Source organism: Lysinibacillus sp. UBA5990 (assembly GCF_002429815.1).
GTDB classification, from domain to species: domain Bacteria; phylum Bacillota; class Bacilli; order Bacillales_A; family Planococcaceae; genus Lysinibacillus; species Lysinibacillus fusiformis.
In genome coordinates, this window is record NZ_DJAY01000009.1 from 190,476 (window position 1) to 210,715 (window position 20,240).

The following is a 20,240-nucleotide window of genomic DNA, read 5'->3' on the forward strand; positions in this document are numbered from 1 at the left end:
CTTCCAACTTTCCCTTGTGATAGGATGATTTACCCACAAGGAATTTTTGCACCCTTATAATGTATCATAAAGAAAATAGCGTTTGAATGATTTCACTCTTTTGTAATGTAAATGTATTATTTATCTACTAATTGTTACATAGAATATATTTTATATAGTTGATAAATACTGTATTTTTATTCATAAAATGGGTATTCAACAACGCTATTTACCTTATTAAAAATCATATACTTAGCCATTGGTATAGTATTCTATTATTTTTTTCAAGTGAATTTAGGCATAATACTTTTTACTTTTTTAATATTCCGATAAAATATAAAAGAAGGCACATTATGGATTGGAGCGATTAAATTGAGTGATTCACAGACCTCTGATATGGCAGCAAAATTGTTGCGGCATCAGAAAAGTAACATGCGCAAAACATTTCTAAGGATTATTATGGTATCGTTAGGTGCAATCATTATGGCTTTGGGCTTAGAGTTATTTTTAGTACCCAACCACATTATGGATGGAGGCATCGTAGGTGTTTCCATTATTACATCTCATTTATTAAATTTACCCCTTGGTATTTTCATCTTCATTTTAAACTTACCTTTTATTTTTTTAGGCTACAAACAAATTGGTAAAACCTTTGCGCTGTCTACTGGGCTAGGTATTACTGTACTCTCTACTGCAACACTTGCCTTACATAACCTACATCCATTTACGGAAGATACATTATTGGCCACAGTTTTTGGTGGGATGATTTTAGGAGTTGGTGTCGGTATTGTCATTCGTTATGGAGGTTCTTTGGACGGAACTGAAATATTGGCTATTTTATTTAATAGTAAGACTCCTTTTTCAGTTGGTGAAATAATTATGTTCTTCAACATTATTATTTTTGCAGTGGCAGGATTTGTTTTTAACTGGGAACAAGCTATGTACTCCATCATTGCATACTATATTGCTTATAAAATGATTGATATTGTAATTCAAGGGTTGGAAGAATCAAAATCAGTTTATATCATAAGTGATGCTATTGATGAAATTGGACAAACCATTATGGATCGACTTGGCCGTGGTGTCACTTTCCTTCATGGTGAAGGGGCTTATACAGGAAATGATAAAAAGGTCATCTTTACTGTTATTACTCGCTTAGAAGAGTCGAAGCTGAAAACCATTGTTGCGGATATCGATGACAATGCATTTTTAGCCATTGGTAATATAGCAGAGGTAAAAGGTGGTCGTTTCAAGAAGAAAGATATTCACTAAGAAAAGGGCGTACCATCTATGGCACGCCCTTTTTATTGTATTTATTTTATTAGGCTTCCCACACATCTACTAAAACGTTTGTTTGCTCACGAGCAGGACCAACTGAGAAAGTAGCAATTTGAATACCTGTTAATTCACTAACACGCTCTACATAGCGTCGTGCATTTTCAGGTAGCTCTTCTAAAGTACGGCATGCTGTTACGTCCTCAGACCAGCCTGGAAGTTCTTCATAGATCGGTTCACATTGTTCAATAATATGAAGGTTTGCTGGATACTCTGTAATTGTTTCACCTTTATAGTTATAGGCTGTACAGATTTTTACTGTCTCTAAACCAGATAAAACATCAATTGAGTTAAGTGCCAGATGTGTAATACCACTTACACGACGTGAGTGACGGACAACTACCGTATCGAACCAACCTACACGACGTGGACGGCCTGTTGTTGTACCATATTCACGACCAACTTCACGAATTTGCTGACCTACTTCATCAAATAATTCTGTAGGGAATGGACCATCACCTACACGAGATGTATAAGCTTTAGATACCCCAATAACGCTTGTTACAAGTGAAGGACCAACACCAGCACCAATCGCTACACCACCTGCAACAGGATTTGAAGATGTAACATATGGATACGTACCTTGATCGACATCAAGCAAAATACCTTGAGCGCCTTCAAATAATACTTTACCACCTTCATCAAGTACATCATTCAAAATTTTAGAAGTATCTGTCACATATTTTGCGATTTCTTGGCCATAACCATAGTATTCCTCAAAAATCTCTTCGAAAGTAACACCTTCTACTTCATAGAATTTCTCGAATAATTTATTTTTAATGGCTAAATTATGACGTAGTTTCTCTTCAAAAATATCCTTATCAAGTAAATCAGCCATACGGATACCAATACGAGCTACTTTATCTTGATAGCATGGTCCGATCCCTTTACAAGTTGTCCCGATTTTATTATCACCGCGGCTTTCTTCATCCGCAATATCTTGTTTTATATGATAAGGCAGAATAACATGTGCACGATTAGAAATACGTAAATTATCTGTATTAATGCCACGCTCTTGTAAGCCTTTTAGTTCTGTTACTATTGATTTTGGATTGACAACTAATCCATTACCAATAACTGAAGTTTTTTCTTTATAGAAGATACCTGATGGAATTAAATGTAGTTTATATGTTTCACCATCTATTTTAATGGTATGTCCTGCATTGTCTCCACCTGCAAAACGAGCGATTGCATCGGCTTTTTGCGAAAGGAAATCTGTAATTTTACCTTTTCCTTCGTCTCCCCACTGTGTTCCTACAACTACTACTGATGTCATAATCAGCACCTCCGTTAGATACCTGTGTATCTCAATTTTTTAGCCTCAATCATTGTAACAATGATAGAAACACCTCGTCAATAAAAAATAGTGAAAAAACACGAACATAAAATCAAAAAATCTGATTCAACGTTCGTGTTTAATAACAGAATGGTATGAATATTATCGAACATTCAGATTAATTCAGTCTAAGGTTAATTTGTAGAGGCAATTTATCTGAATGACGCACATGATTAATCACGTGATGGTGGCGGTGGCATTTGTGACCAATCTACATTAATGAATTTATTGAACTCTTTTTTAAAGGCAAGTGTAACTGTCCCGGTTGGACCATTACGTTGCTTTGCAATAATAATTTCGATCATATTTTTACTTTCAGACTCTTTATCGTAATAGTCATCGCGGTATAAAAAGGCTACAATATCAGCATCCTGCTCAATACTCCCCGATTCACGTAAGTCACTCATCATCGGACGTTTATCTTGTCGTTGCTCTACTCCACGAGATAGCTGCGATAAGGCAATAACAGGGACCTTTAATTCACGTGCTAGTCCTTTTAGCGATCGTGAAATCTCTGATACCTCTTGCTGACGGTTCTCGCCTGGTTTCCCACTACCTTGAATAAGCTGTAAATAATCAATAAGAATCATTCCAAGCCCATTTTCTTGTGCTAAACGTCGACATTTTGCACGAATCTCATTAATACGTACACCCGGTGTATCATCAATAAAAATCCCTGAATTCGATAAACTTCCCATTGCCATAGTTAGTTTACCCCAATCTTCCGTAGTTAAAGCACCTGTACGTAAAACTTGTGCATCAATATTTCCTTCTGCACATAGCATACGCATGACAAGTTGCTCTGCACCCATCTCTAAAGAGAAGATTGCAACATTCTCTCGTGCCTGTACGGCAACACTTTGCGCAACATTCAATGCAAAGGCAGTTTTACCTACAGATGGTCGGGCAGCTACAATAATTAAATCATTGCGTTGGAAGCCAGCAGTAATGTTATCCAAATCACGGAAGCCTGTCGGTATCCCCGTTACATCTCCCTTTTGTGATTGAAGTTGCTCAATGTTATCGAAGGTTTCCACTAGCACGTCTTTCACATGCTTAAAGTCCCCTGCATTCTTCCGATTGGCAACCTCCATCATTTTTTTCTCTGCTTCGCCTAGTAATGCCTCTACTTCGTCTTCGCGTGTGTAACCATCCTCAACAATTTTAGTAGCGACACGAATCAATCGACGTAATAGTGCCTTTTCCTCAACGATTTTGGCATAATGAGCGACGTTGGCAGCTGTAGGGACAGCATTGGCGAGCTCTAGTAAATAGGATAGCCCGCCAACGTCTTCAATCTCTTTTTTAGCTGATAATTCTTCTGTAACTGTAACAACATCTATCGCTTTTCCTTGATCGCTTAACCGTAACATTGTTTCAAAAATCTTCTTATGGGCGTTTAAATAAAAATCATCTGCCAATAAAATTTCGGATGCTGTGATTAATGATTGTGGCTCAAGGAAAATTGCACCGATAACCGATTGCTCCGCCTCCCGGTTATGCGGTGGAACGCGGTCCATCATCGGTTCGTTCATGGATCGTCGCTCCTTATTCTTCCGTTACATGTACTTTTAATGTAGCTGTTACTTCATGATGTAGTTTTACAGGAACATTTGTAAAGCCTAGTGCACGAATTCCATCATTTAAAGTCATTTTACGTTTATCAATTTTAATGCCATGCACTTTTTGTAAGGCATCAGCAATTTGCTTGGTAGACACTGAACCAAATAGACGACCGCCTTCACCAGACTTTGCTTTTAGCTCAACTGTTAATGTTTCTACTTTTTCTTTTAACGCTTGTGCTTCTGCTAATTCAGCTGCAGCATTTTTTGCTTCTAATTTTTTCTGACCATCTAATTGACTTAGTGCTTGAGCGTTTGCTTCTGCTGCATAACCATTTTTAATTAAGAAATTTTGTGCGTAACCATCTGCTACGTTTTTAATTTCACCTTTTTTTCCTTTTCCTTTAACGTCTTTTAAAAATACTACTTTCATTAGTCAGAACTCCCTTCAAAGACCTCTTCTATGGCCTCTTCTAATTGTTTTTTCACGTTATCAATGGTTTTGGCTTCTATTTGACAGGCGGCGTTCGTTAAATGACCACCACCTCCAAGTCTTTCCATAATAAGCTGGACATTGACTTCGCCTAGTGATCGGGCACTAATTCCTATTTTTCCATCTGCCCGATGTGCAATAACAAAGGATGCACCAACATCCTTCATAGTTAGTAAAATATCGGCTGTTTGTGCAATTAAGACAGAGTCATACACTTTCGATTCCTCACCAACAGCCACAGCAATTCCTGGCTTTACGAATTTAACCGTTTGCACTATTTTTGATCGTTCAATATAGGTGTCTACATCTTCTTTTAAAAGACGTTGCACTAATACTGTATCCGCACCATTCGTCCGTAGATACGAGGCAGCTTCAAACGTACGTGCTCCCGTTCGAAGTGTAAAGCTCTTCGTATCGACAATAATACCCGCTAGTAGTGCAGTAGCCTCTAGCATATTAATCTTTGCACGCTTCGGCTGATATTCTAATAACTCAGTTACAAGCTCAGCAGTTGATGAGGCATACGGTTCCATATAAACAAGTGTTGGATTTTCAATAAAATCCTCACTTCTTCGATGATGGTCGATGACAACAACCTTTTCAGCTAGTTTTAATAGGTGTGAATCAATAACTAAATTAGGTTTATGTGTATCCACAATAACAAGCAAAGATTTTTCAGTCATTTTCCCTGCAGCTTCCTCTGGTGTTAGGAAGTTTTCATAGAAATCTGATTTACTCTCTATTTCATTCATTAAACGTGTAACACTACCATTTAATTCATCAAAATTTATGATGACATAGCCCTTCACATCATTCATTTGTGCCATTTTCCGAACACCTACAGACGCACCAATCGAATCCATATCAGGACTTTTATGTCCCATAACAAACACTTGATCACTATCCTGGATTAAATCTCGTAATGCATGTGAGATAACGCGCGCTCTAACACGTGTGCGTTTTTCAACTGGATTGGTTTTCCCGCCATAGAATTTTAGCTTTCCTGTAGGTTGCTTGATTGCAACTTGGTCACCACCACGTCCTAATACAAGATCAAGACTTGATTGTGCCAATTCACCAAGCTCTACTAGGGAGGACGAACCCGCTCCTACACCAATACTTAATGTTAAAGATAAATTCTTTTGCGCTGTTTTCTCTCGGATAACATCTAAAATAGCAAATTTTTTCTTTTCAAGCTCTGTTAAAATCGATTCATTTAATACTGCTAAAAAACGATCTGATGATATTCGTTTTACAAACACACCGTGCTCTGCAGCCCATTCATTGACGATTGAAGTAACCATCGTATTCGTTAAACTACGTGGTTGGTCATCCATGGCCTGCGTGATTTCATCGTAATTATCAACAAATAAAATAGCGATAACTGTACGATCTGCAAAGTATTGCTTCTCAATAGCAATCTGCTCAGTAATATCAAAGAAGTATAGTAATCGTTCCTCTTTTTTATAATAAACTCGATATTTACGATCGCGTAATGTAATTGTAGCCTCATTTGTTTCTTCAGTCTTCATTAGTACGTAGATATCATCAGAAATATTAACAATTCCTTCTCCGACTAATGATTCCATATTTAAAATACCTTGCATATATGGATTCGACCATTCTATTTCATATTGCTCGTTCACCAACAGTATCCCAATTGGCATTTCAAGCAATGCTTCTTCCCCTACTTTTTTCATGCGGAATGATATGGATTCTATATGCTTTTCAGTTTCTTCAAAAGCAATCTTTTCCACTTTCCATGTGTAGACCATCAGTAAAGCAAAACCTATTCCATAACCGATACCTATCCCGATATTCCAAATACATAGAAGTACGAACGTCACAATTCCAAAAATGGAAAGAACAAAAAGCGGATAGCGAATTGGTCGTTTTCTAAAAGTCCCCATTACAATCATCCCCTTATTCTTTAGTCTTCCCCTTTACAAGTGAACGTACGTCAAAACCTAAATCAACGATACCTAGTAAGATCATGAAGGATGATAATGGAATCGCTAACAAAGTAGCTACCCATTTAACCCCGTTTGGCATCCCTTTTCTAGAAATGAAATAATGGATAAATGATATCCCTTGTAGAATGAGTAACACCCATAAAATATAAGAAACATTCAATACGATTATATCTAGTGTAGAACCAGCCTCTGGACGCATAAATAAATTAATGCATAAAACGATCATGTAGTACCATAAAATAGAGCGTGGTAAGCGCATATTTTGGAATGGTGCAAACTTTGGAACATCCACACCAAGTCGTTTTAAAGCTGGCAAATTTAGCGCTATGATAATAAATGCAGCAAAAAATGCTGATATTGTTATTGTTGCAGGCATTGTCAGCTCAATCGTGTTAAACATAGCCTCTAGCTGTTCTGGCTTTATCGCCACTTGCCCTGTAACGTTTTTCGCAAATTCATTTGATTGCTCATAATTTTTGCGAGCCAACTCTAAGCTCATGCTGATGAAGTCAATTCCTGCAAATCTTACATAGGCGACATAAACAAGCGCCATCGAGATTAGATTGGCAATCCCCGTTGACATAAATAAATAAATTTTACTCTTCTTCTGATAAATAGCGTTACCCATTACGACACCCAGTAACCCCAAAACAAAGGCAAATGGTAACATCGATAGTCCACTCGCTATACTAGTTAAAATACAGCCTACTATTGCTACGAGTATTGATGAGGAACGTTTGTAATTTGCACTATACCAAGCAATCGGTAGTGGAGCGAATATTAAAGCTACTATAAAAACGAATGGTACATATGCGGAAATCAGCATTAATACTGTAAAAATTGCAACCACCATTGAGCCTTGGACAAGCGCTTTTGTTTGATTATTCGGCATTGAAAACCTTCCTTTTTTTCAGTCAAACTTACTACCCTTTATTGTACCATTTTTTCATAGTATTGAACAAAAATCGCTTAGATCACTATATGCTTTCTTATGAATTTTATCTAAAAAATGTCTACTTCATTTTTTGATAAAAAAAAACCAGCATATCCGATACGAATATCGTAATATGCTGGTATTCAAAATTGATGTAAGGTCAATACCTTAACGTCATCAATCTTATTTGTCTTCTGCTACGAATGGAAGTAATCCCATGATACGAGATACTTTAATAGCTGAAGTTAATTTACGTTGGTACTTTGCACTTGTGCCAGTTACGCGACGTGGTAAAATTTTACCGCGCTCAGAGATGAATTTTTTTAATAAATCTACATCTTTGTAGTCGATGTGCGTAATATTGTTTGAAGTGAAGTAGCAAACTTTACGGCGTTTGCGGCCTCCGCGACGTGGTGCCATAGTGTGTCTCCTCCTTATCTTTTTTTAATGTAGAAGCATTAGAATGGAAGATCATCCTCAGATACTTCTATCGGTCCTTTGCTATTAGCAAATGGATCCTCATCTACACGTGTATAGTTTGGCTGATTCATAGGTGGTTGATTTTGCTGATAAGCATCGCCGCCATAGGAACCCTGTCCTGGCATAGCGCCACCAAACTGCTGTTGTGGTTGACTACCGCCATATGACTGTTGGTTATTACCGTAAGTTTGTCCACCACCGTATTGAGGAGCAGGAGCACCGCTACCATTACGTGGTTCTAAAAACTGTACGCTATCCGCCACAACGTCTGTTGTATACACTCGCTTACCGTCTTGTCCTTCATAACTGCCTGTCTGGATACGACCTTCTACCCCAATTAAACTTCCTTTTCGCATGAAGTTCGCTAGGTTTTCAGCCTGTTTTCGCCATGCAACACAGTTAATGAAATCAGCTTCACGTTCACCTTGTTGATTTGAGAATGCACGATTCACAGCAACTGTAAATCTTGTAGACGCAATTCCATTTGGTGTGTAACGTAGCTCAGGATCTTTTGTTAGTCTTCCAACTAATACGACACGGTTTATCATCAGAATGCAACCTCCTTTTCAGCGTTTTGTTAAAAATTATTCAATATTAAGCTTCTTGGCGAACTGCAATGTGACGAATGATGTCTTCGCTGATGTTAGCTAGACGTGTATACTCGTTGATTGCATCTGAAGTAGCGTTTACTTTTACGATTTGGTAGTAACCTTCGCGGAAGTCTTGAATTTCATAAGCTAAGCGGCGTTTGCCCCACTCTTTTGATTCGATGACTTCTGCACCGTTAGAAGTTAAAGCTTCGTTGAAACGTTCAACTAGAGCTTTCTTCGCTTCGTCTTCAATGTTCGGACGTACGATGTACATTAATTCGTATTTTCTCATCTGTTTACACCTCCTTATGGACTAGGCTCTCCTATATTAAGGGAGCAAGGAGCAAGTAATAAATTATTACTCACATCAATGAATTGTAACATATAGGTACTTTTCTTTCAAGTCGCAAACTTACAATTCATTTTATATAATGAGCGTAACCTGTTTAATTCGTGAAAGGAGAACTTTCGTGCTACCGAATAAAGAACCTATTGTTATTGAAATAAATATAAAAAAATTAATGATCGACAATATTGTGATCACATGTGGTCTTGTCATATTATTTATAGCCATTCAATATATTTGCTTTAAAGATTTTCACTTTTCTTTTTGGCCTATCCTTGGTGGTACAATACTGTTTGTTATTCTGTATGTAGTTTTCATTATTTTGCATGAAGCTTTTCATTTAATTGGCTTTATGCTCTTTGGGAAAGTACCTTTGAAGTCTTTACAATATGGCATAAACTTAGAGCTAGGTGTTGCCTATGCAACTACTACAAAGCCTCTATGTAACCATGCCATGAAACGGGCATTATTGCTGCCATTTTGGACGACTGGCGTTCTTCCTACTATTGCAGGGTTTTATTTTAATAATACCATTTTAATACTGGTAGGAGCCTTTTTAATGGCAGGTGCAGTAGGTGACTTTGCCATGTATAAGGAGTTACGAAAATATCCTAATAACGCCTTAGTGCAAGATGATCCTAAATTACCGAAGCTTTATGTTTATATAGAAGATGACCGTTTACCAAGGCAAGATACATATGAAAATTAGACTCTGTCATCAGTAATAATGACAGAGTCTAGTCATAACTCTTAAGGAGTTAAAAAGCCATGCTGTGCAGCTGTATACAAATTCCTCCAAATGCGATTTATTGGGGCAGTCTCTGTAATAGCATCCATGCCAAGATTACGTATTAATTTATTGGCAATCTCTATACAAGCAGCGGCAATTTCTTTACTCATTTTTGTAAATTGTGTTAGTTCTTCCTCTGTCAATGATTCATCTCTTTGATGCTTTTGCCAATATTCCGACAAGGTTGTATAGAACTGCTTCTCAAATTGTTTAAAATACTTTTGCTGCTGCATGAATAAAAATTGTAAAGCTCCCATACGCTCAGCTCGATGAGCATCATGATTTCGTTGCTTTATTAAAATAAATGCTTCTTCTAAAAAATTTTCAGTTATCCCTAGACAAACGCTTAAAAATGAAGCCTCTGCAAAGGTTGTAAATGGAAAGGTATGTACAGCATTCCCATAGTTATTTCTAATCGTACCTATTTGGAAAGTAGCTTCCTCAGGTATCCTTACATTGTTCACACGAATAGTATGACTTGCTGTTGCCTTCAAGCCCATTGCGTGCCAATCATTTAAAACTTCAACATCTTGACGGTCTAAGGAGCAACTAATGATTTTTTCTGTTATCACGCCATCTTGCTCTAGTAAACAATTCATTGTAAAGGTTGTAGCATAGTCCGCACCACTACAATATTTCCATTGCCCTGTTACCACATAACCATCTTCTGCTTTTACAGCTACACCCGTTGGATAGCCACTACCTGCGATAACTGCATTTTTAGGGGTAAAGATTTTTTCGCATCTTTCTTGGCTAAATGCTGGAATAAACGCATTACCTCCAGTCCCGATTGTCACAAGCCAACCTACATTACCATCGAGGGCAGCTATTTGTTGAAACACTTTTATTCCCTCTACTAAATCTAGATTCTTACCTCCTAGTTCATTTGCAGTGAACAATTTGAACAATTTCTGTTCATACATAAACTCTAAGACATCCTGGGGTAATCTTCCTAACTGCTCAAACTCTTGGCCACGTTCTTTTATTTCCATTACGTTCATTTGATGTCACTCCCACACACTAAAAATTCAGATAATTTAATGATTGAAAAAAGGCAATCATTAAGATTGCCCTCTGTTCGTCTTATACATTAAAGCGGAATAACATAATATCGCCATCTTGAACTTCATACTCTTTACCCTCAAGACGTACCTTACCAGCTTCCTTAGCCGCTGCTTGAGAACCTGCCTCTAATAGGTCATTATAAGCAACTGTTTCAGCACGAATGAAGCCTCGTTCAAAGTCTGTATGGATGATCCCTGCACATTGTGGTGCCTTCATCCCTTTGCGGAACGTCCATGCACGAACTTCTTGTACACCGGCAGTGAAATACGTAGCTAAGCCTAATAAGTCATAAGAAGTACGGATTAGCTGATCTAAACCAGACTCTTTAATTCCTAGTTCTTCTAAGAACATAGCCTTTTCCTCATCGTCTAGCTCTGAGATTTCTTCCTCGATTTTTGCACAAATTGTAATGACTTGAGCACCTTCAGCTGATGCATATTCACGTACCTTTTTGACATATTCATTATTGTCAGCATCAGCTACTTCATCTTCTGAAACGTTAGCAACATATAGCATTGGTTTAATTGTTAACAAATGAAGACCTTTAATGACCTTTAGTTCATCATCTGAAAGCTCAGCAGCACGCGCTGGCTTACCATTCTCTAATTGCTCTTTAATTTTTAGAAGTACTGGCTCTTCAATCATGGCTTCTTTGTCTTTTTGTTTTGCCATTTTGCTAACACGTTGGATCCGTTTATCTACTGATTCTAAATCGGCTAGTGCTAGCTCTAAGTTAATAACCTCGATATCATCAATTGGATCCACCGCACCTGATACGTGTGTAATATTTTCATCTACAAAACAACGTACAACTTGGCAAATTGCATCTACTTCACGGATATGCGCTAAAAATTTATTCCCTAGACCTTCACCTTTGGAAGCACCTTTTACAATCCCTGCAATATCTGTGAATTCAAATGCTGTTGGTACTGTTTTTTTAGGTACAACTAATTCTGTTAATTTATCTAAACGTGCATCTGGTACTTCAACGATACCGACGTTCGGATCAATCGTTGCGAATGGATAGTTTGCAGCCAATGCGCCCGCTTTTGTAATTGCGTTAAATAATGTTGATTTTCCAACGTTAGGTAAACCAACGATTCCAGCTGTTAATGCCATGGATGGACACAACCTTTCTATAATCAGTTCAAATTTTCTCTCATATAACCTTTTCTATTATATTGATTCACTTACAAAAAGTCTAATACGCCTGAAGTTAGGCCTCACTAGCAGAAAGTAAAACCTTCTTCATTTTTTTCTCAAATTCTCGACGTGGAATCATTACGCTATGTTGGCAACCTTCACACTTAATTCGAACATCGGCACCCATACGAATAATCTTCCATTTGTTCGTACCACAAGGATGTTGCTTTTTCATTTCAACAATATCATTTAAACCATATTTCTTTTCTTCCACCTTACTCACTTCTCCCCTCACCTTTGTCATAGAACATCATTTTTGGATGAGCCATTGGTATACGATGCTCTTCAAACAGTTTTGTCACATCTCGGCGTATACTACGAGCAACTCCATATTGTTGCTGTGGTAATGTTTCAGCAGCAATACGGATTGTAACCTCTGTACCTTTGACATTTTGTACACCTAAAAACACCGGTGCGGCTATTAATTCTTTATGTTTTTCTGGTAAAGATTCTAAATACTGATTAATAACCGTCTCAGCTTTTTCAAAGTCAGCATCCGCGGTCATTTGTAAATCTATAAAAATTTTGGAGTTGTTAACAGAGTAATTGACGACCTCACCAATTGCACCATTAGGAATGATAAATTGCTCTCCAGTCCCCCCATTAATTTTCGTAGTACGTAGACCAATTTCTACAACGGTACCTTCTGCTCCATTAATTTTTATATAATCCCCTACACCAAACTGATCTTCAAAAATAATAAAGAAGCCAGTGATAACATCCTTCACTAAACTTTGGGCACCAAAACCAATGGCTAAACCTACAATCCCTGCCCCTGCTAAAAGACCTGCTACCTTTATATTTAAAGAAGATAAAATGGCAATGATTGCAGAGAAATAAACAACATAGGAAATTACACTTTGTAATAATCTCGAAATCGTACGTTGACGTCGTTCTGAATGATTTAATGGAGAACGCATTCGGATTAAAAATAATTTTTTAATCAATTTTTTACCCATTCTTACAGCTATCCATGATGCTAGTAAAATTAGCACAATCTCAATGGAAGTATCAATCATATTTTCCCAAAGTTTGTCAGATGTGAGCTTTTCCCAGTATCTCTCCATTAATTTCTTATTCCATTCCATCGTTTCCACCTCTTGAATAACTTGCTAAAAATTTGCGTATACTGCATAAAAATTGAGCACTTCTAAAAATAAAAAGAAAGTGAGTTTTTTTATGAATACTATACCAAATTTGTTACTGCCTTATTCCCTTCATCACGAAAGTAAAAATGCTGTTTGGCAATTAAGTACATTATTTTTAGAATATATACCGTTTCATCATGAACGACTAATTTTTTGCTGCATTGGCAGCGATCGATGTACAGGTGATACGCTTGGACCGTTAACGGGTAGCTTTTTAAATAAGTCAGTTAGCTTCCCCTATGAAATTGTCGGTTCTTTAGAAGATCCGCTACATGCTCTAAATCTAGACTCTACTATCCAACAGCTACACAATCATACTACAAAACCATTCATTATTGCGATTGATGCCTGTCTTGGTAGTGAGCAAAATGTCGGTCATATTTCCGTTCAAAGCGGTCCTATTTTTCCTGGGAAGGCTGTAAAAAAAGAATTACCCCCAATCGGTGACATTTCCATTAAAGGAATCGTCAATATTGGAGGTTTTATGGAAATGCTTGTTTTACAAAATACAAGGCTTCATATTTCTTATGCTATGGCTGAAAAGCTTTCAAGAGCATTATTACTGGCTGCCCACCGTTATTCATTGAAAAATGTAGAAGAAAGCAACCATAATACCAACAATGATGATACCTGGCAGCAAGTTAGCAGCCTTGATCTTAGTTAAACCAGCTATATTTAACCCTATTGCCATAATCATAACGCCGCCAACGGCTGTCATTTCAGTAATATACATTTGTAACGCAGCATCCGGTACAAAAGAACTAATGACCCCTGCAAAAACTGCAATTAATCCTTGATAAATAAAAACAGGTATCGCCGAAAGCAATACACCTATACCTAATGTGGATGCTAGAATAATGGACGTAAAACCATCTATTAATCCTTTTGTAATCAATACATTATGATCATTACGAAGACCGCTATCAAGTGCACCAATAACAGCCATGGAGCCAACAACAAAAATTAAAGAAGCTGTGACAAACCCTTCTGCAATGCTAATTTGATTTTGATTATTTCGTTTTGTACGAAATAATGACTCTACCCATTTGCCAAGGCGATTCATTTGCTTATCTAAATCTAACCACTCACCTACTACAGTACCCACCACTAAACTTACGATTAAGATAATAAAATTATCACTTTCAAATCCCATTTTTATCCCTAATAATGCGACTGCTAAACCAATTATGGATAGGACAGTAGACTTCATAGATTCAGGAATATTTTTGAAAATTCGCCCCACTAATGCACCCGCTATAATTAGCACAGCATTAATCAATGCCCCTAGTATTACCACCCTTTTGCCTTCCTTCTCTCTAAAAAATAGAGAGCGCCTGTTTGCTTGGCGCTCTGATTAAATTATATAAATATCATTTATTCTTCTTGTACATTTAGGATTTCTAAAATGCGCTCTAAATCATCTTCAGAGTAAAATTCTATTTCGATTTTCCCTTTATTATTGTTCTTTCTAATTTGAACATTTGTTCCAAAATAATCTCTTAATTGGGATTCTTTCGCCGCCACAAATATATCTTTTTTCTTGGGTGGAATTGTTTCACGTGAAACTTCCTCATTTAAGGATTGTACTAACATTTCAACTTGGCGGACATTTAAACCTTGTTTCATTACCTTCATTGCTACTTCAGAGATTCGTCTTTTATTTTTTAAGCCGAGTAATGCCCTGCCTTGTCCCATTGATAGTGTGCCATCATTCATAAGCTTTCGGACATCTTCTGGCAAAGCAAGGAGGCGAACATGGTTAGCTATATGTGGTCTACTTTTCCCTAAACGCTTTGATAGCTCTTCCTGTGTTAAATGCAAGTTTTCCATTAAGCTTTGATAGGCCTCTGCTTCTTCAATGACTGTTAAATCTTCGCGCTGAAGGTTCTCAAGAATAGCTAACTCCATCATTTGTGCATCTGATAATTCTTTAATAATTACAGGAATAACATCTAAACCTGCTAGTAAACATGCTCGATAACGACGTTCCCCTGCAACGATTTCAAATTTACGACCCTTTTTCCGTACAGCAATTGGTTGCAAAATGCCATGCTCATTAATCGAATCTGCTAATTCTTGCAATGCATCTTCATCAAAAATTTTACGAGGCTGAAATGGGTTCGCAACAATTAAATCTAATTGAATTTCTTCCACTTGCCCACTCTGTTCTAAAGACTCTCCTGGAAATAGTGCACCAATGCCCTTTCCTAAACCTTTAGCCATTTTTAATCACTTCCCTCGCCATCTCCAAATAAACTTCTGCACCTCTAGATCTTGCGTCATAAGTGATGATTGGTTGCCCATGGCTAGGTGCTTCACTTAAACGCACATTACGAGGAATTATCGTTTTATATACTTTATCTTGGAAATATTTTTTCACTTCATCTATAACTTGTAAGCCAAGGTTCGTTCGTGCATCTAGCATTGTTAGTAAAACACCATCAATATATAACTGTTGGTTCAAATGCTTTTGCACAAGACGAACAGTAGATAACAATTGGCTTAGACCTTCCAATGCGTAATATTCGCATTGTACAGGAATAATCAATGCATCTGAAGCTGTTAAAGCATTAATCGTTAAAAGTCCTAAAGATGGTGGACAGTCAATAATTATATAATCGAAATCTTCTTTTATATTTTGTAATGCATGTTTCAAACGCACTTCCCTTGAAATAGTCGACACCAATTCAATTTCAGCGCCTGCAAGCGAAATTGTGGCTGGCACAATTGATAAATTATCTACATTTGTTTTTTGAATGACATTTTCAACATCTTCATCATCAATGAGGACATCATAAATACAACTTTGTATGTCTCCTTTATTAATACCGAGGCCACTTGTTGTATTCCCTTGCGGATCAGTATCAATAAGTAGCACTTTCTTACCTAAATAGGCTAGGCAAGCGCTCAAATTGACTGAAGTTGTTGTTTTTCCTACGCCACCCTTTTGATTGGCGATTGCTATAATTCTACCCATTTAAAAGCACCTGCTTTCATTTATCAACGTTTACTTTGACAAATCATTTGTAAAATCAATTATTTAACCCGCTATCTAACTTTCATTCTATCAAAAAAACAGTTAGAAGTTGTATAAAATATTAAGAATATATACAAAAAAGGAGACACCTCATTCAACTTTCTGAGATATCTCCTCTTTACGGTGAAGGAAAAGTTAATAAATTATTATTCCGAGATAATTTATTATACCTTTTTCTTTTTAGGTATCTTCACCGTAATTTGATAATATTCTTCTGTATCTTCTTCTTCCGTTTTTACCGTAATACCACTTTTCGTTACCATCGTTAATGATTGCTTAATAGTATTTAAGGCTATACGCACATCCTTACTAATGGCTTTGCGCTTCGGCCTTGCTTTCTTCGGTACCGACTCATCTTGCTCGTCTGTTACCGGATGCAAGATGGCTTGAATCCGTTCCTCTAACTGGCGAACATTCCAATCATTATCAACCGTTTGTTGTAAAATTTCTAGTTGTAACGGTTGATCTTTAATAGCAATTAATGCACGTGCATGTCGTTCAGAGATCTTGCGCTGTAAAATGGCTTGTTGTACTTCATCTGGAAGCCTTAATAAACGTAATTTATTGGCTACAGTGGATTGTCCTTTTCCAAGTCTTTGGGCAAGAGCTTCTTGTGTGAGCTCATGTAACTCCAACAATTTTTGATAGGCTACCGCTTCTTCAATTGCAGTTAATTCCTCACGCTGTAAGTTCTCTATTAACGCAATAGAAGCTGTCTCCTTATCGGTTAAATTTCGTACAATAGCAGGAACCTCTGTCCATTGTAGCTTTTTCATAGCACGATAACGACGCTCACCGGCAATGATTTCATATTGATTTTCTGATGTTTTACGTACAACAATTGGCTGAATTACACCATGCGTATGAATGGTTCTTGATAATTCTTCAATTTTTTCATCATCAAAAATAGTACGTGGCTGAAAACGGTTAGGTACAATTTGATCAATAGGCAATTTTATGACTTCTTCTGCTGTTTGAACCGCCTCTGCTTGTTCTACTTCATTTTTCACAATAGGCTCTGTTTTACTTCCGCCTCCAAAAAAACGTGAAAAAGGACTTTTCATCCAAGTGGCACCACCTTTAAGTAACTATCTTGCTCTGTCTCATTCTATTATTATTTATTATATTTCCTCAAATGTATATAGTTCATAGATGACTTTTACGTGAACCATCCATAACTAGTATGTATGCTCAAAATAGAAAAAATATATTCTACTTTGAGAAAGTTTCACATGAAACACTAATTATTGAATTGGTGTTTTATTCGGTACACCTGGCTTACGCGGGTATTTTTTCGGTGTTCCTTTTATTTTATCAAATATATATAAAATGCGGTCACTTTCTTCAACAGGTAGTTTGAAAGAATATTCTTCTTTCAGTTTAACACCTAATGTTGTTAATGCTTTTTTAGCATCTTTTAATTCTTCTGCACCTGCAGCTGCTTTTAAGGCAACAAAATAGCCATCTTGTTTTGCTAATGGCACACATAGCTCCGATAAAACAGATAAACGAGCTACTGCACGTGCTGTCACCACATCATATTGTTCACGATATTTTAAATTTTGACCAAACTCTTCTGCGCGGGCATGCACAAAATTCATATTTTCTAATTGTAACTCATCACTTAAATGGTTTAAAAATGTAATTCTTTTATTTAAGGAGTCAACAATTGTGACATGTAAATGTGGGAAACAGATTTTTATTGGGATACTAGGGAAACCAGCACCTGCTCCTACATCACAAACAGTTATTACTTTTGAAAAATCAAAATAAAATGAGGCACTGATTGAGTCAAAGAAATGTTTTAAATAAACGCCTTCTAAATCTGTAATAGCAGTCAGGTTCATCTTTTCATTCCACTCGACTAGTAATTCAAAGTATTTTTTAAATTGAGTAATTTGCTTTTCGGAAAGCTCGATGCCCTTTTTTTTAAGTGCCTCAATAAATTGTTGTTCGTTCATGTAAAGTCTCCTTTATTAATCTAGCCATACTAGTACATCTTAACAATAGTATTGCTTTAAAAATAGGAAGCGGGCACAATGGATGCCCGCCCCTTATTCACTTTACTGTTCTTATTAACCGCTTATTTTCGCGATTTTACCTTGTTCAATGTAAACAAGCAGAATAGAAATATCTGCTGGGTTAACACCAGAAATACGAGAGGCTTGTGCAATGGAAAGCGGTGTAACTTGTTTTAATTTTTGACGCGCTTCTGTCGCTAAACCAGAAATAGCGTCATAATCAATGTTTTCTGGGATTTTTTTATTTTCCATTTTATGCAGCTTCTCTACTTGTAGCAATGCTTTTTCGATATAGCCTTCATATTTAAGCTGAATTTCAATTTGCTCTTTTACTTCTTCTGTAAATTCGATATCTGCCGGAATTAATGAGGAGATCATCTCATAATGCATTTCTGGGCGTTTTAGTAAATCAGCACCACGTATGCCATCTTTTAATTCACTACCACCAGCAGAACGAATAACAGCTTGTGTAGCTTCATTCGGTTTAATAATTATTTCACGAAGACGTGCAATTTCATTTTCAATCAATGCCTTTTTCTCATTAAACTTGGCATATCGTTCTTGTGGAACCATGCCGATTTTATAGGCTAACTCTAATAATCGTAAATCAGCGTTATCATGACGTAGCAATAAGCGATACTCTGCACGAGATGTTAGTAAACGATAAGGCTCGTTTGTTCCTTTTGTCACAAGATCATCGATTAGTACCCCAATATAGGCATCCGAACGACTAAGGATTAATTCCTCTTTGCCAAGTACATTAGCTGCAGCATTCATTCCTGCCATCAATCCTTGGGCAGCCGCTTCCTCATAGCCCGATGTACCATTAATTTGGCCTGCTGTATATAAACCTTTAATGCGCTTTGTTTCTAGTGTTGGCCACAATTGTGTTGGTACAATTGAATCATATTCAATGGCATAGCCAGCACGCATCATTTCTGCATTCTCTAAGCCTGGGATTGATTTTAGTAAACGTGTTTGAACATGCTCTGGTAGGCTTGTTGATAGACCTTGAACATAAACCTCACGTGTATTACGTCCTTCTGGCTCTAAGAAGATTTGATGTCTCGGCTTATCGTTGAAGCGCACTACTTTATCTTCAATCGAAGGGCAGTAGCGTGGACCTGTTCCTTTAATCATCCCAGAATACATCGGTGAAAGATGTAAATTGGCCTCAATTATTTCATGTGTTTCAGGGCTTGTATACGTTAACCAGCAAGGCAGTTGGTCCATAATGAATTCCGTTGTTTCAAAACTAAATGCACGTGGAACTTCATCTCCTGGCTGAATTTCAGTTTTATCATAATCAATTGTACGATTATTAACACGTGGTGGTGTACCTGTTTTAAATCGAACAAGGTCAAAACCAAGCTCTTTTAAATTATCGGCTAAGCGAATTGACGGTTGTTGGTTATTAGGACCACTTGAATATTTTATATCTCCAATAATAATTTCACCGCGTAAGAAGGTACCTGTTGTGACAACTACTGTTTTGGCACGATAAATAGCACCAATTTGTGTAATAACCCCTGTTACTTCTCCATCCTCAATGATAAGCTCTTCTACCATCCCTTGATGGATTGTTAAGTTTTCGGTTTCCTCTAATACGCGTTTCATCTCTTGTTGATACAAAACTTTGTCAGCTTGTGCACGCAATGCACGTACAGCTGGGCCTTTCCCTGTATTCAACATTCGCATTTGAATATGCGTTTTATCAATTACTTTCCCCATGACGCCACCTAAAGCGTCTATTTCACGTACGACGATTCCTTTGGCAGGACCACCAATGGATGGATTGCATGGCATAAATGCAATCATATCTAAGTTGATCGTTAACATCAGTGTGTTAGCACCCATTTTAGCCGCTGCATGTGCAGCTTCTGAACCTGCATGACCTGCGCCAATGACGATCACATCAAACGTGCCTGCCTCATATTTTGTTGGCATG

At 37.2% G+C, this 20,240-nt stretch carries 21 protein-coding genes; 3 read left to right on the forward strand and 18 right to left on the reverse strand.

The genetic code is table 11. From position 1 onward, the window contains the following. Positions 1 to 375 precede the first annotated feature (375 nt). On the forward strand, positions 376 to 1,251 hold the full coding sequence (locus B3D94_RS06460) for a YitT family protein (RefSeq protein WP_069483451.1): 876 nt from the start codon (positions 376 to 378) through the stop codon (positions 1,249 to 1,251). 49 nt (positions 1,252 to 1,300) lie between these two features. On the opposite strand, the gene B3D94_RS06465 is transcribed toward B3D94_RS06460, so the two are convergent. From B3D94_RS06465 to rpsF, 8 genes are all read right to left on the reverse strand, one after another. Beyond that, complete coding sequence (locus tag B3D94_RS06465; RefSeq protein ID WP_008177939.1) at positions 1,301 to 2,590, reverse strand: adenylosuccinate synthase; 1,290 nt, start codon at positions 2,588 to 2,590, stop codon at positions 1,301 to 1,303. Between the two features lie 233 nt (positions 2,591 to 2,823). Further along, a complete protein-coding gene (gene dnaB / locus B3D94_RS06470) occupies positions 2,824 to 4,185 on the reverse strand; it encodes a replicative DNA helicase (protein ID WP_008177941.1) in 1,362 nt (453 codons plus the stop codon). Positions 4,186 to 4,198: 13 nt separating this feature from the next. After that, positions 4,199 to 4,645, reverse strand: coding sequence for a 50S ribosomal protein L9 (gene rplI, locus B3D94_RS06475; RefSeq protein ID WP_008177943.1), 447 nt, complete (start codon positions 4,643 to 4,645; stop codon positions 4,199 to 4,201). Further along, positions 4,645 to 6,615 carry a DHH family phosphoesterase gene (locus B3D94_RS06480; RefSeq protein WP_069483111.1) on the reverse strand — a complete coding sequence of 657 codons (1,971 nt, stop codon included), beginning with the start codon at positions 6,613 to 6,615 and terminating at the stop codon, positions 4,645 to 4,647. The genes rplI and B3D94_RS06480 overlap by 1 nt, the downstream gene beginning before the upstream one ends. 13 nt (positions 6,616 to 6,628) lie before the next feature. Further along, positions 6,629 to 7,570 (reverse strand): YybS family protein, encoded by a 942-nt coding sequence (locus tag B3D94_RS06485; protein ID WP_291755852.1) that lies wholly within the window; start codon positions 7,568 to 7,570, stop codon positions 6,629 to 6,631. 225 nt (positions 7,571 to 7,795) lie between these two features. Beyond that, positions 7,796 to 8,032, reverse strand: a complete 237-nt coding sequence (gene rpsR / locus B3D94_RS06490; protein WP_004233359.1) for a 30S ribosomal protein S18 — start codon at positions 8,030 to 8,032, stop codon at positions 7,796 to 7,798. A 38-nt stretch (positions 8,033 to 8,070) separates the two neighbouring features. Beyond that, positions 8,071 to 8,640 (reverse strand): single-stranded DNA-binding protein, encoded by a 570-nt coding sequence (gene ssb / locus B3D94_RS06495; RefSeq protein ID WP_069483109.1) that lies wholly within the window; start codon positions 8,638 to 8,640, stop codon positions 8,071 to 8,073. A 46-nt stretch (positions 8,641 to 8,686) separates the two neighbouring features. Continuing rightward, positions 8,687 to 8,974, reverse strand: a complete 288-nt coding sequence (gene rpsF, locus B3D94_RS06500) for a 30S ribosomal protein S6 (protein ID WP_008177955.1) — start codon at positions 8,972 to 8,974, stop codon at positions 8,687 to 8,689. 178 nt (positions 8,975 to 9,152) lie between these two features. On the opposite strand from rpsF, the gene B3D94_RS06505 reads away from it, so the two are divergent. Further along, positions 9,153 to 9,737, forward strand: coding sequence for a DUF3267 domain-containing protein (locus tag B3D94_RS06505; RefSeq protein WP_291755860.1), 585 nt, complete (start codon positions 9,153 to 9,155; stop codon positions 9,735 to 9,737). Between the two features lie 41 nt (positions 9,738 to 9,778). On the opposite strand, the gene B3D94_RS06510 is transcribed toward B3D94_RS06505, so the two are convergent. From B3D94_RS06510 to B3D94_RS06525, 4 genes are all read right to left on the reverse strand, one after another. Beyond that, positions 9,779 to 10,819 carry an acyl-CoA dehydrogenase gene (locus B3D94_RS06510; protein ID WP_193833500.1) on the reverse strand — a complete coding sequence of 347 codons (1,041 nt, stop codon included), beginning with the start codon at positions 10,817 to 10,819 and terminating at the stop codon, positions 9,779 to 9,781. Between the two features lie 82 nt (positions 10,820 to 10,901). After that, entirely contained in the window at positions 10,902 to 12,002 is a 1,101-nt protein-coding gene (ychF, locus tag B3D94_RS06515; RefSeq protein WP_069483106.1) for a redox-regulated ATPase YchF, read from the reverse strand. Positions 12,003 to 12,099: 97 nt separating this feature from the next. Beyond that, positions 12,100 to 12,300: a DUF951 domain-containing protein gene (locus tag B3D94_RS06520; RefSeq protein WP_008177961.1), complete on the reverse strand. Its 201-nt coding sequence runs from the start codon at positions 12,298 to 12,300 to the stop codon at positions 12,100 to 12,102. Between the two features lies 1 nt (position 12,301). Continuing rightward, complete coding sequence (locus B3D94_RS06525) at positions 12,302 to 13,174, reverse strand: mechanosensitive ion channel family protein (RefSeq protein ID WP_291755864.1); 873 nt, start codon at positions 13,172 to 13,174, stop codon at positions 12,302 to 12,304. 91 nt (positions 13,175 to 13,265) lie between these two features. Here B3D94_RS06525 and yyaC point away from each other — a divergent pair, with 91 nt between their 5' ends. After that, entirely contained in the window at positions 13,266 to 13,898 is a 633-nt protein-coding gene (gene yyaC / locus B3D94_RS06530) for a spore protease YyaC (RefSeq protein ID WP_036121907.1), read from the forward strand. Here yyaC and B3D94_RS06535 read toward each other — a convergent pair. The 6 genes from B3D94_RS06535 to mnmG all read right to left on the reverse strand — a co-directional run bounded on the left by B3D94_RS06535 (position 13,815) and on the right by mnmG (position 20,239). Further along, entirely contained in the window at positions 13,815 to 14,531 is a 717-nt protein-coding gene (locus B3D94_RS06535; RefSeq protein ID WP_069483104.1) for a DUF554 domain-containing protein, read from the reverse strand. The two genes, yyaC and B3D94_RS06535, sit on opposite strands and share 84 nt — an antisense overlap. A gap of 77 nt (positions 14,532 to 14,608) precedes the next feature. Then, positions 14,609 to 15,457: a ParB/RepB/Spo0J family partition protein gene (locus B3D94_RS06540; RefSeq protein WP_291755868.1), complete on the reverse strand. Its 849-nt coding sequence runs from the start codon at positions 15,455 to 15,457 to the stop codon at positions 14,609 to 14,611. Beyond that, positions 15,450 to 16,211: a ParA family protein gene (locus B3D94_RS06545; protein WP_069483102.1), complete on the reverse strand. Its 762-nt coding sequence runs from the start codon at positions 16,209 to 16,211 to the stop codon at positions 15,450 to 15,452. Before B3D94_RS06545 ends, B3D94_RS06540 begins: the two co-directional genes overlap by 8 nt. 224 nt (positions 16,212 to 16,435) lie before the next feature. Then, entirely contained in the window at positions 16,436 to 17,335 is a 900-nt protein-coding gene (gene noc, locus B3D94_RS06550) for a nucleoid occlusion protein (protein ID WP_291755872.1), read from the reverse strand. A gap of 180 nt (positions 17,336 to 17,515) precedes the next feature. After that, complete coding sequence (rsmG, locus tag B3D94_RS06555) at positions 17,516 to 18,232, reverse strand: 16S rRNA (guanine(527)-N(7))-methyltransferase RsmG (RefSeq protein ID WP_069483100.1); 717 nt, start codon at positions 18,230 to 18,232, stop codon at positions 17,516 to 17,518. A 114-nt stretch (positions 18,233 to 18,346) separates the two neighbouring features. Then, the gene (gene mnmG, locus B3D94_RS06560) at positions 18,347 to 20,239 is read right to left on the reverse strand and encodes a tRNA uridine-5-carboxymethylaminomethyl(34) synthesis enzyme MnmG (protein ID WP_291755876.1); all 1,893 of its coding nucleotides are present in this window, start codon (positions 20,237 to 20,239) and stop codon (positions 18,347 to 18,349) included. Position 20,240 lies beyond the last annotated feature (1 nt).